The sequence below is a fragment of the Streptomyces sp. CNZ287 genome (assembly GCF_007827615.1).
The window spans coordinates 1-25,645 of the sequence record NZ_VISV01000009.1 but is presented as its reverse complement, the minus strand read 5'-3'; the positions used below and the strand labels follow the sequence as shown (position 1 = coordinate 25,645).

Annotated in this window: 25 protein-coding genes and 2 pseudogenes; 7 read left to right on the top strand and 20 right to left on the bottom strand. The window is 70.9% G+C overall.

What is annotated here, in order from left to right; all coding sequences use genetic code 11:
- The first annotated feature begins 112 nt into the window (after nucleotides 1–112).
- From FB457_RS17665 to FB457_RS17650, 4 genes are all read left to right on the top strand, one after another.
- Nucleotides 113–778: a hemerythrin domain-containing protein gene (locus FB457_RS17665; RefSeq protein WP_047019030.1), complete on the top strand. Its 666-nt coding sequence runs from the start codon at nucleotides 113–115 to the stop codon at nucleotides 776–778.
- 243 nt (nucleotides 779–1,021) lie between these two features.
- Nucleotides 1,022–2,530 (top strand): MFS transporter, encoded by a 1,509-nt coding sequence (locus tag FB457_RS17660; RefSeq protein ID WP_047019029.1) that lies wholly within the window; start codon nucleotides 1,022–1,024, stop codon nucleotides 2,528–2,530.
- 276 nt (nucleotides 2,531–2,806) lie between these two features.
- The gene (locus FB457_RS17655) at nucleotides 2,807–3,517 is read left to right on the top strand and encodes an SDR family oxidoreductase (protein WP_052770551.1); all 711 of its coding nucleotides are present in this window, start codon (nucleotides 2,807–2,809) and stop codon (nucleotides 3,515–3,517) included.
- Between the two features lie 365 nt (nucleotides 3,518–3,882).
- Nucleotides 3,883–4,692: an AfsR/SARP family transcriptional regulator gene (locus FB457_RS17650; protein WP_047019028.1), complete on the top strand. Its 810-nt coding sequence runs from the start codon at nucleotides 3,883–3,885 to the stop codon at nucleotides 4,690–4,692.
- 243 nt (nucleotides 4,693–4,935) lie between these two features.
- Here the strand turns inward: FB457_RS17650 and FB457_RS17645 are convergent, their stop codons facing one another.
- The 14 genes from FB457_RS17645 to FB457_RS17580 form a co-directional block, all read right to left on the bottom strand.
- Nucleotides 4,936–6,168 (bottom strand): acyltransferase family protein, encoded by a 1,233-nt coding sequence (locus tag FB457_RS17645; protein WP_052770549.1) that lies wholly within the window; start codon nucleotides 6,166–6,168, stop codon nucleotides 4,936–4,938.
- Nucleotides 6,169–6,333: 165 nt separating this feature from the next.
- Nucleotides 6,334–7,188: a sigma-70 family RNA polymerase sigma factor gene (locus FB457_RS17640; RefSeq protein ID WP_047019027.1), complete on the bottom strand. Its 855-nt coding sequence runs from the start codon at nucleotides 7,186–7,188 to the stop codon at nucleotides 6,334–6,336.
- A gap of 162 nt (nucleotides 7,189–7,350) precedes the next feature.
- Nucleotides 7,351–7,797: a carboxymuconolactone decarboxylase family protein gene (locus FB457_RS17635; protein WP_047019026.1), complete on the bottom strand. Its 447-nt coding sequence runs from the start codon at nucleotides 7,795–7,797 to the stop codon at nucleotides 7,351–7,353.
- Between the two features lie 114 nt (nucleotides 7,798–7,911).
- Nucleotides 7,912–8,772 (bottom strand): alpha/beta hydrolase, encoded by an 861-nt coding sequence (locus FB457_RS17630; RefSeq protein ID WP_047019025.1) that lies wholly within the window; start codon nucleotides 8,770–8,772, stop codon nucleotides 7,912–7,914.
- Nucleotides 8,769–10,322 (bottom strand): FAD-dependent monooxygenase, encoded by a 1,554-nt coding sequence (locus tag FB457_RS17625; protein WP_052770547.1) that lies wholly within the window; start codon nucleotides 10,320–10,322, stop codon nucleotides 8,769–8,771. The genes FB457_RS17630 and FB457_RS17625 overlap by 4 nt, the downstream gene beginning before the upstream one ends.
- 19 nt (nucleotides 10,323–10,341) lie before the next feature.
- Nucleotides 10,342–11,970 carry an FAD-dependent monooxygenase gene (locus tag FB457_RS17620; protein ID WP_145782368.1) on the bottom strand — a complete coding sequence of 543 codons (1,629 nt, stop codon included), beginning with the start codon at nucleotides 11,968–11,970 and terminating at the stop codon, nucleotides 10,342–10,344.
- A gap of 1 nt (nucleotide 11,971) precedes the next feature.
- Nucleotides 11,972–12,916, bottom strand: a complete 945-nt coding sequence (locus tag FB457_RS17615) for an aromatase/cyclase (RefSeq protein ID WP_145782366.1) — start codon at nucleotides 12,914–12,916, stop codon at nucleotides 11,972–11,974.
- 20 nt (nucleotides 12,917–12,936) lie between these two features.
- Nucleotides 12,937–13,722, bottom strand: coding sequence for a 3-oxoacyl-ACP reductase FabG (gene fabG, locus FB457_RS17610; protein ID WP_145782364.1), 786 nt, complete (start codon nucleotides 13,720–13,722; stop codon nucleotides 12,937–12,939).
- Between the two features lie 21 nt (nucleotides 13,723–13,743).
- The gene (locus FB457_RS17605) at nucleotides 13,744–14,019 is read right to left on the bottom strand and encodes a phosphopantetheine-binding protein (RefSeq protein ID WP_047019021.1); all 276 of its coding nucleotides are present in this window, start codon (nucleotides 14,017–14,019) and stop codon (nucleotides 13,744–13,746) included.
- Nucleotides 14,020–14,038: 19 nt separating this feature from the next.
- Nucleotides 14,039–15,277 carry a ketosynthase chain-length factor gene (locus FB457_RS17600; RefSeq protein WP_047019020.1) on the bottom strand — a complete coding sequence of 413 codons (1,239 nt, stop codon included), beginning with the start codon at nucleotides 15,275–15,277 and terminating at the stop codon, nucleotides 14,039–14,041.
- Nucleotides 15,274–16,545 carry a beta-ketoacyl-[acyl-carrier-protein] synthase family protein gene (locus tag FB457_RS17595; RefSeq protein ID WP_047019019.1) on the bottom strand — a complete coding sequence of 424 codons (1,272 nt, stop codon included), beginning with the start codon at nucleotides 16,543–16,545 and terminating at the stop codon, nucleotides 15,274–15,276. The genes FB457_RS17600 and FB457_RS17595 overlap by 4 nt, the downstream gene beginning before the upstream one ends.
- On the bottom strand, nucleotides 16,542–16,874 hold the full coding sequence (locus tag FB457_RS17590; RefSeq protein WP_047019018.1) for a TcmI family type II polyketide cyclase: 333 nt from the start codon (nucleotides 16,872–16,874) through the stop codon (nucleotides 16,542–16,544). The genes FB457_RS17595 and FB457_RS17590 overlap by 4 nt, the downstream gene beginning before the upstream one ends.
- Nucleotides 16,875–16,905: 31 nt before the next feature.
- Complete coding sequence (locus FB457_RS17585; protein ID WP_047019017.1) at nucleotides 16,906–17,601, bottom strand: antibiotic biosynthesis monooxygenase family protein; 696 nt, start codon at nucleotides 17,599–17,601, stop codon at nucleotides 16,906–16,908.
- 51 nt (nucleotides 17,602–17,652) lie between these two features.
- Nucleotides 17,653–19,113 carry an FAD-dependent monooxygenase gene (locus FB457_RS17580; protein ID WP_145782362.1) on the bottom strand — a complete coding sequence of 487 codons (1,461 nt, stop codon included), beginning with the start codon at nucleotides 19,111–19,113 and terminating at the stop codon, nucleotides 17,653–17,655.
- 178 nt (nucleotides 19,114–19,291) lie between these two features.
- Between FB457_RS17580 and FB457_RS17575 the strand changes: the two genes are divergently transcribed.
- Nucleotides 19,292–19,747 carry a nuclear transport factor 2 family protein gene (locus FB457_RS17575; RefSeq protein ID WP_047019015.1) on the top strand — a complete coding sequence of 152 codons (456 nt, stop codon included), beginning with the start codon at nucleotides 19,292–19,294 and terminating at the stop codon, nucleotides 19,745–19,747.
- 56 nt (nucleotides 19,748–19,803) lie between these two features.
- Here the strand turns inward: FB457_RS17575 and FB457_RS17570 are convergent, their stop codons facing one another.
- Together FB457_RS17570 and FB457_RS36230 are read right to left on the bottom strand one after the other, a co-directional pair.
- Nucleotides 19,804–20,259, bottom strand: a complete 456-nt coding sequence (locus tag FB457_RS17570; RefSeq protein ID WP_078898535.1) for a pyridoxamine 5'-phosphate oxidase family protein — start codon at nucleotides 20,257–20,259, stop codon at nucleotides 19,804–19,806.
- Between the two features lie 2 nt (nucleotides 20,260–20,261).
- Nucleotides 20,262–20,384, bottom strand: coding sequence for a hypothetical protein (locus FB457_RS36230; RefSeq protein ID WP_301540189.1), 123 nt, complete (start codon nucleotides 20,382–20,384; stop codon nucleotides 20,262–20,264).
- A 677-nt stretch (nucleotides 20,385–21,061) separates the two neighbouring features.
- Here FB457_RS36230 and FB457_RS35685 point away from each other — a divergent pair.
- Nucleotides 21,062–21,283, top strand: a complete 222-nt coding sequence (locus FB457_RS35685; protein ID WP_047019014.1) for a DUF6059 family protein — start codon at nucleotides 21,062–21,064, stop codon at nucleotides 21,281–21,283.
- A gap of 22 nt (nucleotides 21,284–21,305) precedes the next feature.
- Here the strand turns inward: FB457_RS35685 and FB457_RS17565 are convergent.
- A pseudogene (locus FB457_RS17565) lies at nucleotides 21,306–21,848 on the bottom strand (transposase); the annotation flags it as partial.
- A 176-nt stretch (nucleotides 21,849–22,024) separates the two neighbouring features.
- Nucleotides 22,025–22,846, bottom strand: a pseudogene (locus FB457_RS17560) (AfsR/SARP family transcriptional regulator); the annotation flags it as partial.
- Nucleotides 22,847–23,247: 401 nt separating this feature from the next.
- On the opposite strand from FB457_RS17560, the gene FB457_RS17555 reads away from it, so the two are divergent.
- Nucleotides 23,248–24,240, top strand: coding sequence for an AfsR/SARP family transcriptional regulator (locus FB457_RS17555; protein WP_047019013.1), 993 nt, complete (start codon nucleotides 23,248–23,250; stop codon nucleotides 24,238–24,240).
- A gap of 55 nt (nucleotides 24,241–24,295) precedes the next feature.
- On the opposite strand, the gene FB457_RS17550 is transcribed toward FB457_RS17555, so the two are convergent.
- Together FB457_RS17550 and FB457_RS17545 are read right to left on the bottom strand one after the other, a co-directional pair.
- Nucleotides 24,296–25,123 carry an AfsR/SARP family transcriptional regulator gene (locus FB457_RS17550; RefSeq protein WP_047019012.1) on the bottom strand — a complete coding sequence of 276 codons (828 nt, stop codon included), beginning with the start codon at nucleotides 25,121–25,123 and terminating at the stop codon, nucleotides 24,296–24,298.
- A gap of 216 nt (nucleotides 25,124–25,339) precedes the next feature.
- Nucleotides 25,340–25,645: carboxyl transferase domain-containing protein (locus FB457_RS17545; protein WP_486589053.1), on the bottom strand; the 306-nt coding region annotated here is incomplete at its 5' end.

The window sequence follows — 25,645 nt, the reverse complement described above, 5'->3', positions numbered from 1 at the left end:
GCCGGGGCCCGGCTTCGCCGGGCGGGATTCCTCGACCGGCCTTCGAGCTCACCTGTAGTCGACACCGTTGTACTGGCCGTCATCACTGCCCTTAGCTGGAGAGGAAGGCGTCATGGGCGACACGACCAAGAATGCGGGGGCCCTCCTGTACGAGGAGTTCGTCGCGATCCACGAGGTGCTGCGGCGCGGGACGGCCATGGTGGCGGATGCCTACAAGGCACTGGCCCGGGGCGACGAGGTGGATCCCGGCGAACTGGCCGAGGCGGCCCGCTGGCTGCTGGCGTTCACCCATGCCCATCACAGGGCGGAGGACGACGTCTTCTGGCCGTTGCTGCACGCCCTGTACCCGCGTCAGAAGACCGAGCTGGCGGAGCTCTCCGCGGAGCACGCCGTGCTCGACCAGGCGCTGAACGACCTGGAAGCGGCGGCCCTCGGCCCGAGCCACCGGGACGGGGAACCCTCCCCCGGGCCGACCGGCCGCGCCTCCGAAGCGGCGACGCGGGTGCGGGACATCATGGCCGGCCACCTCGCCGCTGAGGAGGCCGTGGTGGAGGGTCTGTTCCCGGGCGTACCGGAAGCCGATGTCGTCTGGCTGCGGGAGGCATTCATCCAGGGCTCGCCGCGATTCGGGCTGCATCTGATGTTCGGACTGCTTGAGGACCCCGAACCGGCGCGCGGTCAGGACCTGTTGAGGGAAAACTTCCCCCCGGCCCTGCGGGACGCCCGGGAAGGGCTCCTGGAGCAGTACCGGATCACCCGGGAGGCGCTGGCTGCCTGAGCCCGGGACAGGTTCCCGGGTCCGGTCACACTTCCCCGTTCCCGTTCGTCATGGTGTCGGAGGTCCCCCCCCAGGCCGGGATCGGCCGGACGGACACGGAGAACACGTGAGTTGTCCGGTGCGTCGGCAAGCCGGGACAGTTCCCCGCGATCGGCACCCCGTCCTGGAGGTTCACTGTTGCGCTGGCACGGTCGGGAGAGTCCTCCACATGGCCGCTTCCATCACAGTTGAGGAGACTTATCCATGAGTGGACCGGACTCCACCGCGAACCGTGCGCCGCAAAAGGCGGGTTCCGGGGCGATTCTGGCCTTCGTCTGCCTGGGGCAGTTCATGGTGTTCACCGACGTGTCCATCGTGAACCTGGCCCTGCCCTCCATCCAGGAGGGTCTGGACATGACCGACGTCAGTCTGAACTACATCGTCACCGCGTACGCGACCGTGCTCGGTGGCTTCCTGCTCTTCGGCGGGCGACTCGCGGACACCTTCGGCCGCCGTCGGCTCATCCAGATCGGCTTCACCCTCTTCGCCCTGGCCTCCCTGGTCTCCGGCCTTGCCGAGAACGGCCCGACCCTGATCGCCGCGCGTGGCGTCCAGGGCTTCGGCGCCGCGCTGATCACCCCGGCGGCACTGGCCATCCTGACCAACACCTTCGCCGAGGGGCCGGAGCGCAACAAGGCCCTCGGTGTGTGGGGTTCACTCTCCGGTATCGCCTCGATCGCCGGTGTGATCCTCGGCGGTGTCCTGGCCGACGGTCCCGGCTGGGAGTGGATCTTCTGGATCAACGTGCCGATCGGCCTGGGCGCCGCACTCTTCGCGGTGCGCATCCTCCCGGAGAGCCGCGCCGAGGAGCGCAGCCAGTTCGACTCCCTCGGCGCCGCCACCCTGACCGCCGGCCTGCTGCTCCTGATCTTCACCCTCGGCGAGGCCACCCACGTGGGCTGGGGCACCTTCCGGACCATCGGCTCGCTGATCGGCGTCGCCGTGCTGCTGACGGGCTTCATCGTCATCGAGTCCCTCGTCAAGTCGCCGATGATGCCGCTGCGCATCTTCCGGCTGAAGACCATGCGGGTCGCCAACATCTCCGCCGTGCTGGTCTTCGGCACCTTCGCCGCGCTGTTCTTCTTCGCCAGCCTCTTCATGCAGAACGCCTTCGGCTACACGCCCCTGGAAGCCGGCTTCGCCTACGTGCCGCTGGCCGTCTCCGTCGCTGCGGGCGCCGGCATCGCGTCCGGTCTGGTCGCCAAGTTCCCCCCGCGGAACCTAGTGATGGCCGGGCTGGTCCTGGCCGTGGTCGGCCTGCTGCTGATGTGGCGTGCCCCCGCCGACGGCACCTACCTGGTCGACCTGCTGACCCCCTTCATCCTGCTCGGCCTCGGCTGCGGCATTGTCTTCGTGACGCTCCAGATCGCTGCATTCGTAGGAGTCTCCGACGAGGAGGCGGGCGTCGGTGCCGGCCTCATCAACACCAGCCAGGAGGCGGGAGGCGCCCTCGGCCTCGCCATCATCGCCACCATCGCCTACAGCGGAATCGACTCCGAGATGGAGGCCACCGGGGGCGATCCGGAGCTCATCATGAACATCCAGGAGAGCGCCAACCACGACGCGTTCCTGTCGGGAGCGGTCCTGGGCGTCATCGCCCTGCTCGTCGTCGCCTTCCTGATGCCCAGGGCCGACGCCGGGGCCTCCCACGCCGAGGACGACGGCAAGAACCTCAACGAGACAGACCTCGCCCCGGCCGAATCGGACACGTAAGGCAGGTCTCCACCCACCGCACCGCACCACTGGGCTCCGGCCTCGGAACGAGACGTCCGGATTCGGATCAGCAGCACGCCGTTGCACAAGGGGAGGCGGCGGAGCGCCGTTCTCCCCGGCATCGCCACCCGGGCGCATGCCGGTCGGCCCCTCCTGGTCCCGGGCGCGGCCCGGGGCGTGCGCACACCCGGCCGACAGCCGCACATGAACGCACCGGCCACTGGGCCGCGACCCGACATCACCGTCCCGAACACGTCAGTGAAAGGCGGAGAGAAGATGAGCACGAAGATCGCTCTCATCACCGGAGCCAACAAGGGCATAGGATTCGAAATCGCACGGCAGCTCGGCGAACTCGGCATCCACGTGGTCGTGGGTGCCCGCGACGAGGAACGCGGCAGGGCCGCGGCCGAGAAACTCGGAGCCCAGTTCGTGCGTCTCGACGTGACCGATGCCGAGAGTGTCGAGGAAGCCGCCGCCTGGCTCGACAAGGAACACGGCCGCCTGGACATCCTGGTGAATAACGCGGGCGTCACCGTTCCGCCCGACCAGGGCCGCCCCACCGCGAGTACTCTCGAAACACTGCGGCACGTCTACGAGATCAACGTTTTCGGCGTCGTCACTGTCACCAACGCGATGCTCCCGCTGCTCCGCAAGGCGCCCGCGGCCCGAATCGTCAACCAGTCAAGCGAACTGGGCTCCGTGACTCAGGTATTGATCGAGGAGAGTCCTCTGTGGCCCCTCAACAATCTGCCTTACAACTCTTCGAAGGCGGCCCTCAACATGATTACCGCGGCCTTCGCCAAGGAGCTCTGGGACACCTCCATCAAGGTCAACGTCGTGGATCCCGGCTATTGCCGCACCGACATCAACGGAGGTCAGGGCTTCTTCACCGCCGAATACGGCGCCCGCATCGCCGTCCGCCTCGCGACGGCCGACGACTCCAACGCCCGGTTCTTCAAACACGACGGCAGCGCACTGCCCTGGTGAAACGCCACGCCGGTGCCGGCGTTCACGGCATCACCCGCTTTCTGTGGATCTGATCAGTTGAGCACCCCCTCGGCTCCCGTCACCGGAGCCGAGGGGGTCCAGTCCTTGCCGGCGCCGTTCCGAGGGCGGCAAGCCGGTCGGCGCGACTCACCCACCCCCCATTTCACCGAGCAGCTATCCTCGCCGTCCATTCAGGAGAACGAAGGTGCGGCGACGTGCGGGCACCTCTAAAGCCTATTGACACAATCCGACTGCGCTGTTTTGCTGTTGGGAATGAGTAACCGACCATTGGACAGGTGATCACATCGTGAAGTAGGCAGGCTCCGCAGACCTCACTGGCCCACCAGCTGACGATGAGGGAGAACGTGGAAATCCAAGTGCTGGGGACGCTCTTAGCGTGCGAAAACCGCGTCTCGGTCGTGCCGACCGCGCCCAAGCCGCGCCGGGCTCTTGCCCTGCTCGCCCTTCATGCGGACCAAGTCGTCCCCGTGACAGTGCTGATCGATGAGTTATGGGGGAAGAATCCACCTCGAAGCGCGCGTTCCACCCTTCAGACGTACATTCTGCAATTGCGCGAAATGATCTCCCGGGCGCTGGCGACGAGTCCGGACGAGCTGTGGACGGCAAAGGACATCATCGCCACCGTTCCCGGCGGTTACCGCCTGGCCACCCGGGGCGGCACCGTGGACTACCGGGAGTTCGAACGCAGGACGGAGAGCGGCTACCGGGCCATGGACACCCTGGATCACTCGGGGGCGGCCCGCCATCTCGGCGCCGCCCTCTCGCTGTGGAGCGGCCCGGCGCTGACGGATATCGAGGCCGGCCCGCAGATCGTCATGGAGGCCCAACGGCTGGAGGAGGCCCGGCTGTGCGCGCTGGAACAGCGCATCGAGGCCGAACTGCGGCTCGGCCGCCACCGGGAACTGCTGGCGGAGCTGACCGTGCTGGTCAACCAGTACAGGATGCACGAACACCTGCACGGCCAGTTCATGCTCGCGCTGCACCGCTCGGGTCGGCGGGTCGAGGCACTCAACGTCTACCAGCGGCTGCGGTCCACACTCGTCACCGAGCTGGGCCTCGAACCGTCCGGCGCACTCAGCAGCCTCCAGCGTCACATCCTGCTGTCCCGGACCGGGACGGCTTCCGCGGCCGACGATCCGCTCGCCGTCGGGTGAGCCCGGGAGGCTCCCCCACGTCACACCCGCGTATGCGGGAGGTGAGCCCGGCTGATGCCGGCCGCCGGCATCAGCCGCTCGCGATCCACGCGGACCGCCCCGCGGGCCGGCCGCCATCGGCAGGCGAACGGAGAGCGGCTGTCCGCCGCAGCCGCGTCCCCGGCGCCCCGGAGAATCGAAGCGCACTGTCACGGCGGCCCCTCCTTTCGCCGCCGGGCCCCAGGGCCCGGCGGCGAAAGGACGTCAGCTCTTCGTGACGGGGGTTGACAGCTCACCCTTCTGCACGGTGACGGCGCTGCGAGGCGACGAGAAGCGTCGGGTGATCGGCCGTTCCAGCAGTGTGTACATCGCCCAGGAGGCGAGCACGCTGACCACCAGAGCGAACGTCACGAGACCGACGGTCTCGGGGACCGAGAAGAAGCCATCGATCTCCTTGCGCAGATACGCCAGGACGATGAAGTGGATCAGGTAGAAGGCGAAGGATATCTCCCCCAGCCAGATCATCACCCGGTTGCGGAACACGCTCCGCTTTCCCTGGATGTCTGCGATCGCGGCGGCGGCGATGAAGAGGCACATCGGGATGACGGTGATCGACCGCTGCGAGTACAGGAATGGTACGTACGAGCAGAGTACATAACTGCCGGCCAACAGCAGGCCGGACCACAGCATGCCGATGTTGAACCAGCGCTTCCGGATCACGGCGTGCGCGACCAGCATACCGAGGACGAAATCGAGAATGCGCGTGGCGGGAAAGAAGTTGGCGAACCAGTACTGCTCCGAGGAGACCGGAGCGTCCAACGCCGCGCCGGGGAAGAGCGGCCAGTCCGTGATCCACGCATAGGCGACGGCCGGCGTGGCCATGGCCCCTGCCGTCACGGAGGCTATCCAGTACTTCAGATGTGCCGTCGGTATGCGCTGGAAAAGGTTGTGCAACAGCGGAAAGCAGGCATAGAAGAAGATCTCGCAACCCAGCGACCAACTCGGTTGGTTGACGCTGGAGTAGACGGCGAAGTCGGTCGACCACATGTGAACCGCGAACAGGTTCGCCACTGCGGTGCCGGTCGATGTGTACGCGGAGGCGAAGAGAACCATCGCCAGCAGCCAGGTGACGGCGTAATTGGGATAGATCTTGACGATCCGGCGCCGCCAGAACCGCGGGGCGCTGTCCCGCTCCCGGGCCGACCAGGTCAGCACGAACCCGCTGAGCACGAAGAAGAACGTCACACCGAGCGCACCGGCATTCCCCGTCACGTCGAACAGGTTCATCGCCGCGGAATCGGACTCCAGCAGGCGCGAGTGCGGGAAGGGGAGCCCGACGTGGTTGAGAAATACCAGCAGCGCCGCGGCGAACCGAAGCCCGGTCAGTGAGGGCAGCCGCGAGGCCCGCCCGTGTCCCGTGGCGGTGGCGGCGCCTTTCTCCGCACTCCCACCGACCCGCGCCGGCGGACTACCGCCCGCTCTCTCGTCCTGTGCCACAGCACACCACCCTCAGCGTCGGGAATCATGAACGGCGGGAATACTCTCCGCGAACCGCAGAGCACCCACCACGCGGCAATTGAACTCGGACCGGCTCGAACTTCTCTGGTGAAACGGTCCTGAATCGCCGTACTCGCCCCGCCGGGCGCGGGCCGGTTTCAGTGATCAGCCGTCGAGCAAAGCCATGTCGAGGGCGAGGAGCCGGGCAGGATCGGTGATCACATCAATCACGGTAATCATCCGGTCCCTCATCTCGAAAGTGATCACCCGTACCCCCTGGCCCGCGTGCGCCGCGATCACCCCGGGGGACGCGTTGATCAGCGCCGGCTGAGCGAACCGGGCGATCTGCGCAAACGAGGACGCTCCCTTGGCCACGGCCAGCGCACCACGCGCACGGGGTACCCCGTTGTTCCGCGACTCGACATCGGGGTCGAGCACACTGATCAGGGAGTCGAAGTCCCCGGTACGCGCCGCGCTGAGAAACGCCTCGACCACCTCCCGTCGGCGCGCCAGGTCGGGCTCCGAGAGCAGATGACCGCCGCGCACCCGGCGGCGGGCCCGGCTGGCGAGCTTCCGCGCCGCTGCAGGCGTCCGTTCGACGATCGGAGCGATCTCGTCGAAGGGAACGTTGAACAGGTCGTGGAGGACGAACGCCAGCCGTTCTGCGGGTTCCAGCGACTCCAGCACCACCAGCAGCGCCAGCCCGACCGAATCGGCCAGCAGCACCTGCTCCACGGGATCGGAACCGCCGCCCACCGCCAGGACCGAGGATTCCACGAGGTCCTCCCGGCGCCGCCGACGCGCCCGCAGCATGTCCAGACACACCCGGCTGACCACCGTGGTCAGCCAGCCGTGGAGGTTGCGGATCCCGTCCTCACGCGACCGGCTGAGACGAAGCCACGCCTCCTGGACGGCGTCGTCCGCCTCGGTCACGGACCCGAGCATGCGGAACGCGACGGCGCGCAGATGATCCCTGGCTTCCTCGAACTGCTCCGCCAGCAGCGCCTCATGCTCGTCCATCAGTACCCTCCTGGTTGATTCTCCGAAGTCCTCGGCAGGCTCCTGGCGCCCGCACGCCGGCAGGACGCGCGGCCCGGCGCCACGGGGTCCGACCGCGCGACACATACGGCAGGCCGCGGTGGTACGGCGCGATGCGGCCGCGCCCACCCGGACCCTCGACCGTCAGGCCGGCTGACGGGTGGTCGGCATCAGGCGGTGCCAGAAGTTGCTCAGCCCGGTGGCTATGAGAAGCCCGGCGAGCTGCTGCTCGGAGTAGTGCTTCGCAGCCTCATCCCACACCTCGTCCGACACCGCGTCGGCGCGGTCACTCAGGCGGGTGGCGGCCTCGGCCAGGGCCAGAGCGGCCCGCTCCGCGGGCGTGAAGTACGCGGTGTTGCGCCAGGCGGCGACAGTGCCGATCCGCTCGTCGCTCTCACCCGCCGCCTTCAGATCGGCGGCGTGCTTGTTCACGTTCCAGCTGGACCCGTTGATCTGACTGACACGCAGGTAGACGAGGTTGAGCGTGGTCTCCGGCACCCCGCAGCTCTTCGCAGCCCCGGCCACGGTGAGCAGGGCCGGCATCAGATCGGGCCCCGCTACGACCGCAGGGTTGGGCATACGAGCAGTCATGTTCTCCTCCGGGTTGTTTCTGCGCGACCGGACACCTCGTCCGACGCACGCGTGACGTCTGCGTATTGATGACGCACCAACGCGGGAGAATGTGACCGCCGGAACCGGGCGGCCTCACCCCGCCGGGGTGAGGCACTCCGTGAGGAACGCCAGCGCGCGCAGGTGGTAGGCGCGGGCCGCCCACCCGAGGCTGATGTTGTGTCCTGCGCCCGGCTGCCGGTCCACCTGGACGCGCGGGCTCGCGGTGAACCGGCCCGCCAGGTCGGCGAGATCCGGCTCCCCGTGCCGCCACCAGCGTTCGTGCTCGGCGAAGGTGAGCCGCACCGGCACCCGGACCCGGGGCGCCAGCCGGGCGAAGAGCCGCGGCCAGCGCGGCAGTCCCGCCGCCTCCCGTCCCGGCATCGGCGTCGTCATGCCGCGGCCCGCGCGGAACGTACCCGGCGGGTAGAGCCGCAGCGGCCCCCAGTGCCGCAGGGTGTCGCGCCGGGACGGGCCCGCCCCCGGGGTGGCGCCGGGCAGGGCCGCGTACCGGTGGCCGCAGCCGGAGACGTCCAGGCCGAGGAGCCGGTCCCCTGTGCCCGCCGCGGCGGCCAGCGACAGGGCCAGCTTCCCGCCGTACGAGTGCGCCAGCAGGAACGTCCCGGCGCCGGTCGGGTGCCGCTCTGCGAAGTCGGCGAGCCCGGCCCGCAGCAGCCGGGTCTGCCGCGAGAGGCTGACGCCCTCCGGCAGTCGGGCCGCCGAGCGGCCGTAGCCGGGGCGGTCCACGGCCAGCACGGCGAAGCCGAGCGTGGCGCCCAGCTCCAGCAGCGACAGGCCGGGGCGGGCGCGGGCGTCGAAGTACGAGGCCGTCATGCCGCCGCCGTGCAGGGCGACGACCGTCGCCAGGGGCGGCCGGTCCCCGGCCGGCTCGCTGAGCAGAGCCGACAGCCGGATACCGGCCGCCTCCAGGACGACGGGCCGCGGGTCGGCGGTCACGCGCTCCGGCCGGCGCCGAACCAGCGGCCGAGGGCGGCCGCGGGGTCCTTCTCCGTGTCCGCGCCGACCCACGCCACGTAGCCGTCGGGGCGTACGAGCACGGCGCCGGCGCCGGCGAGCAGGTCGTCGCCGTCCTCGGGCGGCTTGGCCACCGCGGTCACCACGTCGACCCGGTCCGCCCACGGCGCCGCGGCGGTCCTGAGGGCGGCGTCGTCGGCGAGATCCAGCAGCACGCCGCGGCCGGCGCGCAGCAGCCGTACGGTGTCGGTGTCGCCGCCGGCGCCGGTCAGCGGGCGCTTGCCGATCCGGCGGCCGAGCAGCGGATGCACCGGGGCGGCGGCGGAGTCGGGGCCGCCGGCGCCTTCCGTACCGTCCGCACCGTCCGCCGCCGTGAGGTCGTAGCGGATGTCGAGATGGCTCACGATGCCCGCCAGATGCCGCTTGACGTCGTCGTAGCCACCGATCAGCTCGGCGAAGAGCTCCCGCAGCGGGTCCGACTGCTCCCCGCCGAGGAACACGATGCCCTGCGCGCGGGTGTTCATCAGCAGCCGCCGCCCGACCGCGTGCCGCTCCGCGTGGTAGCTGTCGAGCAGCCCGGCGGGCGCGGTGCCGCGGATCTCCGCGGCCAGCTTCCAGCCGAGGTTCGCCGCGTCCTGCACGCCCGTGCTCAGGCCCTGGCCGCCGGCCGGCAGGTGGATGTGGGCGGCGTCGCCCGCGAGCAGCACCCGGCCCCTGCGGTACTCGCGGACCTGCCGGGTGGCGTCGCTGAACGAGCTGACCCAGTCGGCGCTGCCGCCGCTGATGTCCTCGCCGGTGATGTGCTGCCAGGCGCGCGCCACCTCGGCGAAGGTCACGTCGTCGTCGCGGTCGCGGGCGGGCGCGCCGTGCGGGCAGACGATGATGCGGTCCACGCCCTCGCGGAGCGGTGCCGCCATCACCATGCCGTTGGGCAGCCGCTCGCCGAGGAAGCGGGGCTTGAGGTTGCAGCCGAGCACGTCGGCCAGGAACATCGTGCGGGTCGCGGGCAGCCCGGGGAAGTCGAACCCGGCGAGCTTGCGGGTGCGGCTCTGGCCGCCGTCGCAGCCGACGAGGTACGCGGCCCGCAGCCGCTCCACGCCGCCGGCCGTGGCGACGGCCACCTCCACGTGGTCGCCGTCGAGGAACCCGTCGGCGATCTCCACCAGTTCGGCGCCGCGGCGGATGTCCGCGCCCAGCTCCGCGGCCCACTCCTCCAGCACCGCCTCGGTCTGGTTCTGCGGGATGCCGCGGGCGCCGAAGTGGCCGTCCGCGAGCACCGTGTAGTCGAACTGCACGCCGCCGAAGTGCCCCATCGGGCTGATCTCCAGCGTCTCGCCCTGCCCGAAGCGGGGCAGCAGCCCGCGCTGGTCGAACGTCTCCATCGCGCGCGCGGTGAAGCCGAGTCCGCGCGACTGTCCCGTCGGCCGCGCGAGGCGCTCCAGCACCACCACGCGGGCCCCGCCGAGCCGCAGCTCTCCCGCCAGCATCAGCCCGGTCGGGCCGGCGCCGACGACGATCACATCTGTATCCACGTCGTCCCTCTCGTGTCCGTCAGGCCGGCCCGTGGTGCACGGGGGCCGGGGTGTGGGTGCGTTCCGTCCGCCGGGCCGCGCCGGCCGCCGTGGCCGCGGTGGCCCGGCCGTGCGGCTCGCCGGGTGTGCTGAACCACCGCCGGAGTGCCTCCGCCAGCCCGTCGCCGCGCCGGTCGCCGGCCCAGGCCACGTAGCCGTCGGGGCGTACGAGCAGGGCGCCGGTGCCGTCGAGTGGCCCGGCCGCGCCGTCCGCCTGCGGGGGCTCCGGCTCCGCGGTGACCACGTCGACCCGGTCCGCCCAGCCGTCCGCGCCGGCCGGCGGCGCGCCGCCGAGACCGAGCAGCAGGCCGCGGCCGGAGCGCAGCAGCTCCGCCGTCGTCCGCGGAGCGCCGGCCACCAGGAGCCGGGCGTGCGGCAGCCGCGCGCCGAGCAGAGGGTGCGGGGGGCCGCCGACGTCGTAGCGGATGCCGAGTCCGCTGACGGCGCCGGCGAGGGTGGTGCGTACCGCCTCGTGGCCGATGAGTTCGGTCAGCACGGTGCGCAGCGGGTCGTTGTCGTGCCCGCCGAGCAGGAGCAGCGCCTGCGCGCGGATGTTGCCGAGCACCGCGCGGCCGACCGCGTGCCGTTCGGTGTGGTACGAGTCGAGCAGCCCCTCCGGGGCCCGGCCGCGGACCGTGGCCGCCAGCTTCCAGCCCAGGTTGAAGGCGTCCTGCACGCCGAGGTTCAGCGCCTGGCCGCCGATGGGCAGTTGCTGGTGGGCGGCGTCCCCCGCGTAGAGGATGCGGCCCTGCCGGTACGAGGCGAGCTGGCGGTTGGCGTCGTGGAAGCTGTTGACCCACAGCGGGGTGCCGCCGCTGATGTCCTCGCCCGTCACCCGCCGCCAGGTGGCGCAGAATCCGGCGAAGTCCGGCTTGCCCGAGGCGCGTACGGGCGCGCCGAACTCGTGCACCATCACGCGGGTCACGCCGTCCTCGCGGCGGGCGGCGATCGCGAGCCCGCGGGGCAGCCGCTCGAACCTGCGGTCCGGCACGTCGATGCCCGCCACGTCGGCGCGGAGCAGCTCGCGGGCGGCACCGTGGCCCGGGAACGGGGCCGAGGTCAGCCTGCGTACCGTCGAGTCCTGGCCGTCGCAGGCGACGAGGTACGCGGCCCGCAGCCGCACCACCTCGCCGTCCCTGCCGACGGCCTCGGCCTCGACGGAGTCGCCCTCCTGCGTGACGCCCAGCACCCGCAGCCGGGTGCCGCAGTGGATGTCGGCGCCCAGCGACAGCGCCCACTCCTCCAGCACCGACTCCGTCTTGGCCTGCGGCACCTTCCACTGTCCCGGGTACGCGCCGGGCAGCGTCAGGTCGAGGGGGATGCCGCCGAAGTGGCCGCGGGTCGCGTTCGGCGGCCCGCCGACATCGGGGAGGAGCCCGCGGGAGTCGAAGATCTCCATGGTTCTCGCGTGCAGGGTGGAGGCCCGCGACTCCGTCGTCGGCCCGTGCCGCTGCTCGACGACCACCACGCGGACACCGCGCAGGCTGAGTTCGCCCGCCAGCATCAGCCCCACGGGCCCCGCCCCCACGATGATCACCTGGGCGTCGAGCCGGGTGGTCCGTGAGGGACCCCCGGCCCGTACGCCCGGGACGCCGTCCTGCGCGCTCATCTCAGGCCATCCGCTCCGCGTAGTCCTTGGCGTGCCCCAGGGTGGCGCTGCTGTTGGCGCTGAGCGCGCCCTGGACGTACGCGCGGGCGTCCGCCACGGTGGCCTGCTCGCCCAGGATGCGGGCGATGTTCTCGGTGTTGATCGTGACGGTGTGCTGGGAGGTGGCGGTGACGGCGCCGCCGCCGTCCTCCTCGAAGGTCCAGATCCCCGTGTGCAGGGTCATCAGCGCGGGCAGTGTCACCTGCTTGTAGGCGATCCGGTGCGGCGCGAAGGCCACCCGGTAGGACTTGGTGGTGTGCGTCGAGCCGTCCTTCGCCCGGGTGTCCATCTCCAGGGACTGCAGCCCCGGGGTCTCCTCGCTGAAGCGCACGGTCGCCACGTGCGGCAGCCGCTCGGGCCACTGGCCGGCCTCGTTGATGAAGTCGAAAACGTCCTTGGCGCTGCCCTCGATCCGTACCTCGTCGGAGAAGGAGAAGGTCAGCTCGGACCGGTCGGCGGCGTGCGCCCGCTCGACGTTCTCCTTCAGCGAGGCCAGCTCGCTGGTGCTGTTGGTGTCCACGGCCCGGTCGATCCAGGCCAGGTCGTCCGGGTCGTCGCCGATCGCCCGGTAGTCGTGCAGCAGCCGCACCCGCGACCCGCCCGCGCCGAGCTCCTCGATGATCCAGGTGCCGCCCATCTCGGCGACCGGCGGGGTGCTGACCTCCTGGCGGAACCGGATGCGCCGTTCCGCCGGGTACAGGAAGCGGCGCGACGTCCAGTTCTTGGCCGCGCCGTTGGCGGTGGCCCAGATCCTGATGCGCTCCTCGTCCGGTCCCGTCTCCTCCCGGTCGGCGTAGATCGTCGGCGGGAAGATCCGCGGCCAGTGGCCGACGTCGGCCAGCAGGGTGTAGATGGTGTCGGCGGGAGCACCGATGTCGATCGTGTGCTCGACCTCGCGAGTTGTCATGACGGCTGCTCCTTGCCGGGTCAGAAGTTGCCGAGGCCGCCGCAGACGTTCAGCGCCTGGGAGGTGACGGAAGCGGCGGTGTCGGAGGCGAGGTAGCCGACCATGCCGGCGACCTCGTCGGGGGTGCTGTAGCGGCCGAGCGGGATCTTCGCCTGGAACTTGGCGAGGATCGCGGCCTCGGTCGTCTCGTACGCGGCGGCGTAGCCCTGCCGCACCCGCTGCGCCATCGGCGTCTCGACGTAGCCGGGGCAGACGGCGTTCACGGTGATGCCGGTGGGCGCCAGTTCGTTGCCGAGCGCCTTGGTGAAGCCGACGACGCCGTGCTTGGAGGCCGAGTAGGGGGCGCCGAGCACGACGCCCTGCTTGCCCGCGGTCGAGGCGATGTTGATGATGCGGCCGCTGTCGCGGTTCCGCATCCCGCCGAGGGTCAGCACGGCGCGGGTCATGCGGAAGACGCTGTTGAGGTTGGTGTCGATGACGTCGTCCCACAGCTCGTCGGCGATGTCGGCGGTGACGCCGCCGCCGGACCTGCCGGCGTTGTTGACGAGGACGGCGACGTCGCCGAAGGTCTCGACGGCGGCCCGGACGAAGCTCTCGATCGAGTCGGTGTCGCGGACGTCGAGCACCTGGCCCTCGACGTCGTACCCCTTGTCCTTCAGGGACTTCACGGTGGCGACGACGCCGTCCTCGGTGCGGGCGCCGAGGAACACCTGGTGGCCCTGCGAGGCGAGCAGCGTGGCGACGGACAGGCCGATGCCGCTGGTCGCGCCGGTGACGAGGGCGACGCGTGCCGGCTGGTGTGTCATGGCTTCTTCCTCACTGTTCGCTCAGGCGGTGGTGGCGCGGGCCGCGGCCAGACGGCCGTTGACGAGGTCGATCAGGGTGCGGGGGGTCAGGTCGTCCGCCAGCGCGTCGTCGTCGAGGGAGATCCCGTATTCGCGCTCGATCTGGCCCGCGGTCTCCAGCAGCGCCAGCGACTCGTAGCCCAGGACCTCGAAGGTGGCGTCCAGGATGTCGCCGTCCAGGTCCGTGGACTCGTCGGCGCCCGCGGCCTGGAGCAGGACCCGCTTGAGGTCGTCGAGGGTGAAGGGTTTGTCGGTCATCGGTATCCGTCCGTCCGTCTCAGCCGGTGGTGGTCGGGTGGGCGCGCAGCACCATGGCGGCGTTGAAGCCGCCGTGGCCGCGGGCCAGTACGAGCGCGTGCCGCAGCGCCGCGGCCGGCCTGGCCTGGTGCAGCACGAGGTCCAGGTCGTACTCGGGGCAGGGGTCGACGTGCACGGTGGGCGGGATGACGCCGTCGCGCATGGCCAGCAGCGCTGCCGCCACGTCCAGCGACGCGGCGCCGGAGTAGAGCCGGCCGGTCATCGACTTGGGCACGGTGACCGGCACCGCACGCGGCCCGAAGACCTCGCACAGCGTCCCGGCCTCGGCCGCGTCCTCCTCGGGCACGCCCGCGCCGTCGGCGAAGACGACGTCGACGTCGCCGGTGCCGAGACCGGCGTCGGCGAGGGCGATCTCGATCGACCGGCGCAGCGCCCCCCGGTCTGCGTGCCCGGGGCCGGCCTCGGGGCCCGGTTCCAGGGTGGCGCCGTAGCCGGCGATCTCCCCGTAGCTCCGGGCGCCGCGGGCGCGGGCGGCGGCCGCGTCCTCCAGAACGAGGATCGCGCCGCCCTCCCCCGGCACGTAGCCGGTGGCGTCGCGGTCGAACGGCACGTACGCGCGCGTCGGCTCGTCGCGCTCGCTCATCCGCCCGGCGGCCAACTGCGCCACCCAGCCCCACGGGCACAGCGAGGCGTCGACGGCGCCGGAGACCACCAGGGGCGTGCCCTTGCGGATCTGCCTGCGGGCCTGCGCCAGCGCGTCGAGACCGCCGGCCTCGTCGGTGACGACGACGCCGCTCGGCCCCTTCATGCCGTGCCGGATGGAGATCTGGCCGCTGTTGACCGCGTAGAACCAGGCGAAGGACTGGTACGCGGACACGTACTGGCTGCCCTTGGACCACAGGCTCTGCAGCTCGTACTGGCCGAACTCGAAGCCGCCCGCGTGGCTCGCGGTGATCACGCCCATGTCCAGCGGGTCGAACGCCCCGGTGTCGACGCCCGCGTCGGCCAGCGCCCAGTCGGCCGCCGTCAGCGCGAGCCGCGTGACGCGGTCCGTCTGCGGCAGCAGCCTGCTGGGCAGGTGGTCGGCGTCGACGAAGCCGGGGATCTCTCCCGCAAGCCGCGCCGGATAGCCGGACGGGTCGAACCGGGTGATGCGGCCGATGCCGCTCTTGCCGCCGCGGGTGGCCGCCCAGTAGTCGGCGGTGCCCAGGCCGTTGGGCGCGGCGATGCCCAGGCCGGTGACCGCGACCGCGGTCATAGGGGGCTCCTCTCCGGGGAAGCGAGCACCATGGCGCTCTGGAAGCCGCCGAAACCGCTGCCGACGGTGAGCACGGTGTCCACCCGGTGCTCGCGGGCGGTCAGGGGCACGTAGTCGAGGTCGCACTCGGGGTCGGGGGTGTGCAGGTTGGCCGTGGGCGGCACGACGTCGTGCCGCATCGCCAGGGCGGACGCGGCGATCTCGATGGAGCCGATGGCGCCGAGCGAGTGCCCCACCATCGACTTGATCGAGCTGACCGGCGTCCGGTAGGCGTGGTCGCCGAGGCTCTTCTTGAACGCCTCGGTCTCGTGGCGGTCGTTCTGCTTGGTGCCCGAGCCGTGCGCGTTGATGTAGTCGACGTCCTCGGGGTTGAGCCTGGCCTCGTCGATCGCGAGCCGGATCGCCTCGGCCATCTCGGCGCCGTCGCGGCGCAGTCCGGTCATGTGGTAGGCGTTCGAGCGGGTGGCGTAGCCGGCGATCTCGGCGTAGATGCGCGCGCCCCGCTTCTTCGCACTCTCCAGCTCCTCCAGGACGAAGAAGGCGCTGCCCTCGCCCAGGACGAAGCCGTTGCGGGTGCCGTCGAAGGGCCGGGAGGCGCGCTCCGGCTCGTCGTGGCGGGGTGTGGTGGCCTTGATCGCATCGAAGCAGGCCATGGTGATCGGCGAGATCGGCGCGTCCGAGGCCCCCGCCACCATGACGTCCACGGAGCCCTCGCGCAGCAGGTCGACGCCGTAGCCGACCGCGTCGATGCCGGAGGTGCAGCCGGTGGACACCACGGCGGTGGGCCCCTGGGCGCCGACCGCCCAGGCCACCTCGGTCGCGAAGGAGCTGGGGACCAGGTGGTTGTAGAGGTGCGGGACGGCGTAGCGGTGGTCGACGAGGTCCAGCCGGCCCCCGTCGCTGACGACCCGGTACTCGCTGTCGAGGCTCATCGTGGCCCCGACGGCGCTGCCGACCGTCACCCCGACCCGGAACAGGTCGAGCCCCGCCGGGTCGAGGCCGCTGTCGGCGACCGCGTTGCGCGCGGCGACCACCGCGAGCTGGGCCGCGCGGTCCATGCGGCGTACCTCCTGCGGGCTCAGCCCGTGGTCGAGCCCGCAGAAGTCGATCTGCGCCGCGACGCGGGACCGGAACGGGGCGGGGTCGAAGAACGTGATGCCCCGGGTCGCCGTACGGCCCTCGCTGATCTCCTCCCAGAACTCCTCCCGGCCGACACCGCCGGGCGCTATCACCTCCATCCCGGTGATCACGACGCGACGCTGGGTCATGCGCCCGCCTCCCAGGCGTAGAAGCGTGTGGCCATGGCGTCGCGCGGCGAGCGCCAGGTCACGGGGTCGTACGGCTCGATGTACGGCTTGAGGTCGTCGCTGATGCGCACGAAGCGGGGGTCGTCCTTGGCCCCCTCGATGCGCTCTTCGCCCTCGCCGGACGCGAAGTCCTGGAGGTGGAAGTAGAGCCCGTGGAAGCTGAAGAGCTGCCGGCGCGTGGTGCCCATGCGCCCGGGCATGTCGGTCCCGTCGAACCGCTCGAACAGCCGGGCCACGTCGGCGGCGGAGTCCGGCGCCATCCGGGCCACGATCAGGGTGCTGCGGTGCATGGCTCTGTCTCCTCGTGCTGCTCGCGGGCGGTCACTCACCGGCTTTGCGGCTGTGCACCACGCGGTAGGAGTTCCAGTCCCGCTCGGTGGCCAGCGACTTGAGCGTCGCCTCCGAGTTGCGGCGGGTCTCCGACATGTCGGCCTCCGGCCGGGTGCGGTAGGCGTCGTGCGCCTCCTTGCTCTCCCACTGGGAGTAGACGACCGCGAAGGCGCCCTCCAGGAAGCGGGCGCGCAGGCCGCGGAAGACCGTGTGGGAGCGGTAACCCTCCACGTCCACCAGCCACTTCTGGCCCTCGCCCAGCGCCTCGACGAGCCGCGCCTGGTTCTCCTCGGTGGTCTTGAAGACCTCGATGACGGTGAAGTCGTCGCGGTCGGGGGACACCTCGGTGACGCTCCCCTGGGAGGGGTGGCGCTGGGTGTAGACGATCTCGTTCTGCAGCAGCCGGATGGAGGTGGTGATCTCGCCGAAGACGGGCAGCGTGCGGTGTTTGAACTCCTCGCCCGCGTACCGCGCCTCCAGGTCCTCGCCGCTGCGCCACTGGATGAAGTTGGCGGTGCCGGGGCTCTCCTGGCCGGCGTGCACGGTGGAGGAGAGCCAGCCCTCGAAGGCGGCGGTGTCGACGATCTTCCGCATCTCCGTGATGAGCCGGTCCTGGTTCTCGGGCTTGTCGGTGGTGAACAGGTTGAGAACGGTCAGGTGCTTGTCCTCGGGGGAGAGAATGGGCATGCCTGTCTCCTTGAGTCGGTGGAGAAGTGGGTTTCCGTACGGAGCCGGGGATCAGGCCGCGGGGCCGAACCAGCGCGTGAGGGCCTCGTCGAGTCCCGCCGTGCTCTCCCGGGTCCCGGCGATCCAGGCGATGTAGCCGTCGGGGCGTACGAGGATCGCGGTGCTCTCCGGCAGCCCCTCGCCGGGCTCCGCGGCCACCACGTCGACCCGGTCGCCCCAGCCCCCGGCCGCCGCCCGGAGCCGCGGGCCGCCGGAGAGGTCGAGGAGCACGCCGCGGCCGGTCCGCAGCAGCTCGTACACCGTGGTCTTCGAGCCGTCCCTGACCAGCTCGGCGTCCGCCAGCCGGCGGCCGAGCAGCGGGTGGTCTCCGGGACCCATGTCGTGCGTGATGTCCAGGCCCGTGACCATGCCGACCAGGTGCCGCTGCACCTCGTCGTGCCGGGTCAGCTCGGCGAACACGTCCCGCAGCGGCGTGACTTCGTCGTCGCCGAGGTAGAGGATGCGCTGCGCGAGGGTGTTGGCGAGGATGCGCGCGCCGACCGGGTGGCGCTCCGTGTGGTACGTGTCGAGCAGCGCGTCGGGGGCCCGGTCCTGGAGCACCAGGGCGAGCTTCCAGCCCAGGTTGACCGCGTCCTGGACGCCCGCGCTCATGCCCTGCGCGCCGATCGGCAGGTGGATGTGGGCGGCGTCGCCCGCGACGAAGACCCGGCCGCGCCGGTACTCGGCCGCCTGCCGGCTCACGTCGGTGGTGGAGCTGACCCAGCGCGGGGTGGCGCCGGAGATGTCCTCGCCGGCCAGCCGCCCGAACGCCTCGGTGACCTCCGCGTAGGTGATCGGCTCGGTGCTCGTGCGCAGCGGCTCGCGGCGGTCGTAGTAGATGATGCGGCAGCGGTCGGGGCCGAGCGGCAGCACCATCACCATGCCACCGGGCACGGCCTCGCCGCTGAACCGGGGCCGCAGTCGCACCCCGGAGATGTCGGCGAACCGCAGCTCGATGGCGGGGTCCGTACCGGGGAAGTCGATGCCCGCGGCGGTGCGCACGACGCTGCGCGCGCCGTCGCAGCCGACGACGTACCGCGCCCGCAGGCTGCCGCCGTCGGCGAGGGTGAGGGTGACCCCGTCCGCGTCCTGCGCCAGGCCGGTCGCCTCGACGCCGCGGCGCACCTCGACGCCGCGTTCGCCGATCCAGCCCGCCAGCATGGCCTCCGTGCGCGACTGCGGAATCCCGCGGGCGCCGTAGGAACCGCCGGCGAGCACGCGGTAATCGAGCGGTACGCCGCCGAAGTGCCCGACGGGAATGACGTCCACGTCGCCGAGGCGGCTGAGCAGACCGCGCTGCGCGAATTCCTCTATCGTACGGGCGGAGAAGCCAAGCGCGCGGGACTGCCGCATGGGCTCGGTGAGCTTCTCCAGCACCGCGACCGACATTCCGTGCAGGCTCAGTTCGCCCGCGAGCATGAGTCCGGTGGGCCCGGCGCCCACGATGATCACATCTGCGTCATGATTATCCATCGTCGCCCAACTGTCGTCGTTCCCACTGGTGTCGGGTCGAGTATGGGCAGGCGGCCGGCGAGCGGTAAAGACGAATCAGTACAGAACTCTGACAGGGAATTACAGAAGAACGTCAAGAATGTCAGAGGAAGCACATCCGCGCTTGGCCTGATATGGCTCCCTGCAGCATCCTCGTGCCATGACTTCCACCGAATCACCTGCCGTTCTCGAATTTCTCGACGCCGCCGCCGTGGCCGGACTCGTGGATTCCTATCTGATCGGTCTCGACACCGGGGAACTGGACGACGACTGGGCCCGCGGACTTTTCACGGAGGACGCGGCCGTGGTGTTCCCGATGAGCCGGCACGAGGGCATCAGGGGGATGGCGGAATGGCACCGCACGTCGCTCGCCGCGTTCGCGCGCACCCAGCATCTTCACTCACCCGTGGTGACCGACGTCCGCGGGAACGTGGCGAAACTGCGCGCGAACCTCGTCTCCACCCACGTGCACCACCCGGGCGGCGACCGGCCGCCGCTCTTCGTGACCGGCACCGGGGTGAGCGGCGAGGCCCGGCGCACGGACGACGGCCGGTGGCGGCTCACCCTGCTGGAGTTCACCGTCATCTGGCTGGAGGGGACGCCGCCCGGGAGCTGATCTCCCCGGGGGCGGAACCAGGGGCCCTGCCGGGGGTGGGATTCGTCGGGCAGGGCCTAGCAGTTGAGGCTCATCACCCGCTCGACCCGCAGCTCCACGACCACCCGCCCGGGCGGGTTCGGCGGCGCCGACCAGTAGCGCTCGGCGTAGCGGCGCAAGCCCTCCTCGACCCGGGCGGGGTGGTCCGAGACTTCGGCCGGGCCCTCCAGGGTCACCCACCGGAAGCCGTCGACCTGGCACAGCGCGGTCGCCGCCCCCGGACTGGCCAGCAGGTTGCGGGCCTTGCGGGCTGTCCGCACCGTCAGCACCCGGGCGAGGCCCGTGCCGGGGTCCCAGGTGAAGCGCACCGGCGCGAGGTGCGGGGACCCGTCCTGCCTGAGGGTGGTGAGCACGGCGGCGTGCGGCGCGTTGAGGAAGGCGGCGACCCCCGGCGTGACCCCGGGCAGGGCCGCAGGGAGGGCCTCGGTTCCTTCCGGGCCGCGCGCCGCCCCGGGGCGGTGGGACAGCGTCATCGTCAGTCGATCCCCCGTACCACGTTCGGTTCCGTCGGATCGTCGTCGTCGCAGCCCGGCAGCCTGAGCATCGGGGCGGGCTGCGGCATGTCGGTCGGACGGATCACGGAGTCGTCTTCGTCCATGGTCCCCTCCTCGGAGTCCGTCGGCGGTCGCGCCGTCACAGCAGCTTCACGCGCAGCGCTAAGGGCTGGATGGAGAGGCGCCGGAAGACCCGCTCGACGCGCCGTGGAACCGGGCTCGGGCACCGTCGCCGACGACATCTCCGGCTGCGTCGCAGACGGCTCCGGTACCAGCTCCGCGGCGGGGCCGCGCGGTCCGCCGCGGTCCGGCGGGCGGGGCCGGGTGGACGGGCTGCCGGCCACAGAGGCCGGACCACGCTTTCCTCCATCGCGGCGACGCTGCTGCGCCCCAGCCGTTCCCTGACGCACCGTCAGCGGCTCGACGCGCCGACTCACGACGACCGCGTTGACCGGTTCGGCCTGCATCTCCAGCCGGAACTCCACCCGTCTGCGTATCGCACCGAGCGAGCGGACGAGGGTCCACGACCTGATCTCACCGGCGGCGCTCAACCACAACCGCAGCCGCTGCACGCCGCTCGTCGGCATGGTGGCGCCCCTTTCCCAGGCCGTGCGACCGGCCGCTCGCGTCGTCGGCCCAGCCTGCGGCGGAGCGCTTGAGGCGGCTTCGAAGGGAACTCGACCCGGCTCACCGAGGGTGTGCGTACCGACGATGGGTACGTAGGAACGAGACGTCGGTACCGACGAGGGAGGGAAGCCTGAGCGCCGCCGTGCGATCCTTCATGCGAGCCCTCGGCAAGCGCGTGACGCAGGAGCTGCACCGCTGCCTGATAGCCCTCGGGACGCACTACACGGGCAGGGTCTGGCAACCCGCACCCACCCCCGATCAGCAGCAGTCGGAGCCGGATGGCCCATCGGCGGGCCATCCGGAACGGCTCTGCCCCGGTATGGCCCTCACCCCGCTGGAGCGGGCCATCGAACAGGAACTGAACCGGCGCTCATAGGGCGTGTCCGCAATATCAGGGGCCAGAGTTGCAGGCAGTCGGTGGTGACCATGGCCTGGTAATGGCGGGATCCTTGTCGTAGTGGGTGGCCGGGGCTCTGTGGTGCTTGAGTTTGTTGCAGCCGCGTTCGACCAGGTTGCGGCGGCGGCAGGCGGTGCGATCGAGCCGGCAGCAGCTTTCGCCACGCCTCAGGCAGCCGCTGATCTGACGTGGTTGGTGAGCCGCACGGTCGTGGCGTCCACGCACACCACACTCCAGTCGACCGCCCCGACAGCATCGCAGTGCTGCTGGACATGGGCCGGCAACCGTTCCCACGTGCCGTTGGCCGACCAGCGGCGGAGGCGTTCGCAGACCGTGTTCCACGGGCCGTGGCGTTCGGGCAGATCCCGCCGTGCCCCCGGTGGACAGCTTCCACAGGATGCCGTTGACCACCTGGCGGCGATCCCGCACCGGACGCCCCGTCCCGCGAAGGTGCCCGCAACGGCCCAATCACCGCCCACGCCTGATCAGTCAACTCAAGACGACGCACCACACACAGACCAACGCGCCAACCGGTTGCGGACACCCACCGTGCCTGTCGTTCGGATCTTCGTCGGGGGTTGCGACAGGACCCGAACGACAGGCCCCCAGCGGCAGGAAGTCTCGGGGACCCCCGGGGACCGGGCTGGTTCACCGTGCGGCGCGTCTCTCCGCGGCACCGGCGCGGCGGGGCCCGTTCGGGCCGGGGCCACGGATGGCTTCAGCAGGGTACAGATCGAAGGTGGACGTCCGGCGGGGGCCCGCCGCAACGTCGAGCTGCGGGTCGACGGACAGCATGGCGTGGTGCAGGCGCTGGAGTTGGGGCGACGGCTCGACTCCGAGCTCCTCGATCAGCCGCCGGCGCAGCCGGCGGTAGATCTCCAGGGCCGATGCCTGGCGGCCCGAGCGGTAGAGGGCCACCATCGCCTGGGAGTGCAGCCCCTCGTGCTGGGGGTAGCGGGCGACCAGGTCGGTGAGTTCGGCGATCAGCTCGATATGCCGGCCGAGCCGCAGATCGGCGTCGATGCACCGTTCGCGGGTGACGAGCCGGCTCTCCTCCAGCCGGGTCACCTCGATCTCCAGGACCGGGCCCACCCGGATGTCGACGAGGGCGGAGCCGTCCCACAGGTCGAGGCCGCGCCGGAACAGCTCGGCCGCCTCCCGGTCGTCGCCGCGGTCTTCTGCGGCCCGCTGACCGGCCGCGACGAGGCGTTCGTACTCGTAGACATCGACCCGTTCAGGCGGGATCTGCAGGACATAACCCCCGTACCGGGTGGCCAGGATATCCTTGGCCGTCCCAGGGGCGTCGGGGCCCATGGCGGTGCCGAGGAGTCTGCGGAGCTGGAGGATGTAGGTCTGCAGGGTAGTCATGGCGCTCGCCGGCAGTTTTGTACCCCAGATCTCCTCCATGAGTGTTGATACCGGAACAACCCGCCCCGGATAAAGGGCGAGCAGTGCCAATATCTGACGAGGCTTGCTGGCCGTGGGCACCACGGACAACCCGTTGACCTCGGCGTTCAGCGGACCCAAAACCTTCATGCGCACGGTTGCCTCCGTACCTCACCCGGCCTCCTCCGTTTCCGGACGGGCAGCCGGCCGTTGATGTCGATTTTGTCGCATCGTCGGACTCCGACGCTCTTCCACCCGAGCCATGGCATGAAGCACGGTAACAATCAACTCGGCTTCCCCCATTGTCCCTGGACCGCTCTTCAAGCGGACCTCGAATTCCATTGACCCAGGTCCACGGAACCACCACGTCCGCAGAACTTGAGCCTCATTACACAACCCCCTGGAGACCGCTTGAGCAAACAAGCCAGAGCCGTCCCGGGCGTCTAAGATCCCTGGTGGGATATATGCAGCGAGAACGATCGACCGGCACTTCCACCTGAGCGTTTCGCTGTCGCACTCGTTCCGGTTCGCTCCCACAGGGACAAGGAGTAAAAGCGGTGGAGTTTCGCATCCTGGGCTCCGTGGAGGTCCACGACGAGCGCACCGGTCTGCGCATGGTGCCGGGCGGAGCCAAGCAGCGCGCGCTGCTCGGCGCACTCATCGCGAAGGCGAACCGGCCGGTGCGGGCCCGGCAGCTCATCGACGAGCTCTGGGTCCAGACCCCGCCCGCCAACAAGGCCAACGCCCTCCAGGCGCACATCCGCCGGCTGCGCCGGCTCCTGCCCCCCTCCCGCCCCGGCGAGCCGCAGCGGGAGTGGATCACCACCTGTGCAGCGGGCTACGCGCTGCGCCTCGGCGGGGCGGCGACGGACGCGGGCCGTTTCCGGCGGGCCGCGCTGGAGGGCCGCTCACTCCTGGACCGCGACCCCGAACAGGCCGCCCGCCTGCTGCGGCGCGCGCTGGCGTGCTGGCGCGGCCCGGTACTGGAGGGGGCGTCGCTCGACATGTGCGCGGGCGAGGTGGCGCAGTTGGAGGAGGCGCGGCTCGTCGCGCTCGAGGCGCTGTATGAGGCGTGCCTGCGGACCCGGCGGCACCACGAGATCACGAGCGAGCTGACCGAGCTGACCGTCCGCCACCCGCTGCGGGAGCGCTTCTACGACCTGCTGATGGTCGCCCTCTGCCGGTGCGGCCGGCAGGCCGACGCACTGAGCGTGTACGACAGGGCACGTGCCCGGCTCGCCCGGGAGTTGGGCATCGAGCCCGGCCCCGTACTCCGCGGTCGCCTCAGGGCGGTGCTCGACCACGATTCGGCGCTCTATCCGCCGGACTTCGCCGGGCACTCGGAACGGCTCGCCGTCGCGACGGAGCCCCTCCTCGGCGCGCGGGACCCCGGCGCGCTCACGGATGCCGCGGCGGCGGGCGGCGGGGACCGCGCCCTGCACGTCGAGATCGCCAGCATGCGGCGTCACCTCGACCGGCTCACCCGGGACCATCAGGCGCTGCTCCAGCGCTTCGACCAGTTCACCGCCCGGCCCGCCGGCAGCCGTTGACCGACGGCCGCCCCACGCGGCCGCAGGCGCGACGAGCGCCACCGGAGCACACCGGTCATCCGTGCCGGGCCGGCGCTTCCGGCTGCTCGACCACCGCGCGCCCCGGGGACTGAGTCCCCCGCGACGCGATGATGGCCCGCTGCAACCGCTGCAGTTGAGGCGAAGGCTCCAGACCAAGCTCTTCCACGAGCGTGGCCCGCAACCGCTGGTAGGCGCTCAGCGCCTCGCCGGGCCGCCCGCAGCGGTGGAGCGCCAGCATGAACTGCCGGTGCAGACTCTCGTTCGTGCGGTGCTGGTTGACGAGCAGCGTCAGCTCCGAGAGAACCTCCCGGTGCCGGCCGAGGCGCAGATCGACCTCCATCCGCCGGTCGAGCGCGCCCAGGCGTGTCTCCTCCAGGCGGTTGATCTCCATCCTGATGTACGGGCCCGCTTGGACGTCCGCGAGGGCGGGCGCCGTCCACAGCGAGAGCGCGCTGCGCAGCAGCCGCGCGGCGGCGTGGAAGTCCTCCGCGCCGAACGCCCGGTAGCCGGCGGCCACCCGGCGGTCGAACTCGCGGAAGTCGACGCTTCCGCCGCTGGTCTCCAGCCGGTACCCACCCGGCAGGGTGACCAGGACGTCCTTGGCGGCCCCGCGGTCTCCGCCGCCCAGCTCCAGCGCCTCTCCGATGAGTTCGCGAAGCTGGAGGACGTAGGTCTGCATGGTGGTGCGGGCGCTCCGCGGCGGGTTCTGGCCCCAGAGTTCATCGATCAGGACCGTAATCGGCACCACCTGATCGGCCCGCAGCGCGAGCATGGCCAGCAGCTTCCGCGGTTTGGGCGCTGTCGGGAGAACAAGCCTCCCCCGTAAATGCACTGTTAACGGACCAAGCACTTCAATGTCCATCGATCCCCCATGTGTGGAGCGGACCAGGCTAGACGTGCCCCGCGTCCGCTGCTGCCCCTGAGCACAGTGCGCATCGTGACGTGAATCACTCCGATTAAAGATACTGAGCGGTCTGTTTGTCAATGCATCGCCGCGTCGACAAAACTGTCACCCTCGGCGAGAGCAGCACTGAGCTGCGGCGCCCGGGAAGGCGCCGCCGTTTGGTGACCTTCCGCACTACATGGGCGGGTTGCCGTGCTTGCGCGCCGGCAGGTCCGCGTGTTTCGTACGCAGCATCGCCAGGGACCGGATGAGGATCTGGCGGGTGTCCACGGGGTCGATGACGTCGTCCACGAGGCCGCGTTCGGCCGCGTAATAGGGGTGCATCAGCTCCGCCTTGTACTGCTTGACCATCTCCGCCCGCTTGGCGTCGGGGTCGTCCGCGGCCGCGATGTCACGCCGGAAGATCACGTTCGCCGCGCCCTCCGCGCCCATCACCGCGATCTCGTTGGTCGGCCAGGCATACGTCAGATCCGCACCGAT

Excerpts from the sequence above, each read along its gene's own strand:
- FB457_RS17665 (WP_047019030.1), top strand. The coding sequence starts at position 113 with ATGGGCGACACGACCAAGAATGCGGGGGCCCTCCTGTACGAGGAGTTC.
- FB457_RS17660 (WP_047019029.1), top strand. The coding sequence starts at position 1,022 with ATGAGTGGACCGGACTCCACCGCGAACCGTGCGCCGCAAAAGGCGGGT.
- FB457_RS17655 (WP_052770551.1), top strand. The coding sequence starts at position 2,807 with ATGAGCACGAAGATCGCTCTCATCACCGGAGCCAACAAGGGCATAGGA.
- FB457_RS17640 (WP_047019027.1), bottom strand. The coding sequence starts at position 7,188 with ATGGACGAGCATGAGGCGCTGCTGGCGGAGCAGTTCGAGGAAGCCAGG.
- FB457_RS17635 (WP_047019026.1), bottom strand. The coding sequence starts at position 7,797 with ATGACTGCTCGTATGCCCAACCCTGCGGTCGTAGCGGGGCCCGATCTG.
- FB457_RS17620 (WP_145782368.1), bottom strand. The coding sequence starts at position 11,970 with ATGAGCGCGCAGGACGGCGTCCCGGGCGTACGGGCCGGGGGTCCCTCA.
- FB457_RS17615 (WP_145782366.1), bottom strand. The coding sequence starts at position 12,916 with ATGACAACTCGCGAGGTCGAGCACACGATCGACATCGGTGCTCCCGCC.
- fabG (WP_145782364.1), bottom strand. The coding sequence starts at position 13,722 with ATGACACACCAGCCGGCACGCGTCGCCCTCGTCACCGGCGCGACCAGC.
- FB457_RS17605 (WP_047019021.1), bottom strand. The coding sequence starts at position 14,019 with ATGACCGACAAACCCTTCACCCTCGACGACCTCAAGCGGGTCCTGCTC.
- FB457_RS17600 (WP_047019020.1), bottom strand. The coding sequence starts at position 15,277 with ATGACCGCGGTCGCGGTCACCGGCCTGGGCATCGCCGCGCCCAACGGC.
- FB457_RS17595 (WP_047019019.1), bottom strand. The coding sequence starts at position 16,545 with ATGACCCAGCGTCGCGTCGTGATCACCGGGATGGAGGTGATAGCGCCC.
- FB457_RS17590 (WP_047019018.1), bottom strand. The coding sequence starts at position 16,874 with ATGCACCGCAGCACCCTGATCGTGGCCCGGATGGCGCCGGACTCCGCC.
- FB457_RS17585 (WP_047019017.1), bottom strand. The coding sequence starts at position 17,601 with ATGCCCATTCTCTCCCCCGAGGACAAGCACCTGACCGTTCTCAACCTG.
- FB457_RS17580 (WP_145782362.1), bottom strand. The coding sequence starts at position 19,113 with ATGGATAATCATGACGCAGATGTGATCATCGTGGGCGCCGGGCCCACC.
- FB457_RS17575 (WP_047019015.1), top strand. The coding sequence starts at position 19,292 with ATGACTTCCACCGAATCACCTGCCGTTCTCGAATTTCTCGACGCCGCC.
- FB457_RS17570 (WP_078898535.1), bottom strand. The coding sequence starts at position 20,259 with ATGACGCTGTCCCACCGCCCCGGGGCGGCGCGCGGCCCGGAAGGAACC.
- FB457_RS36230 (WP_301540189.1), bottom strand. The coding sequence starts at position 20,384 with ATGGACGAAGACGACTCCGTGATCCGTCCGACCGACATGCCGCAGCCC.
- FB457_RS35685 (WP_047019014.1), top strand. The coding sequence starts at position 21,062 with ATGCGAGCCCTCGGCAAGCGCGTGACGCAGGAGCTGCACCGCTGCCTG.
- FB457_RS17550 (WP_047019012.1), bottom strand. The coding sequence starts at position 25,123 with ATGGACATTGAAGTGCTTGGTCCGTTAACAGTGCATTTACGGGGGAGG.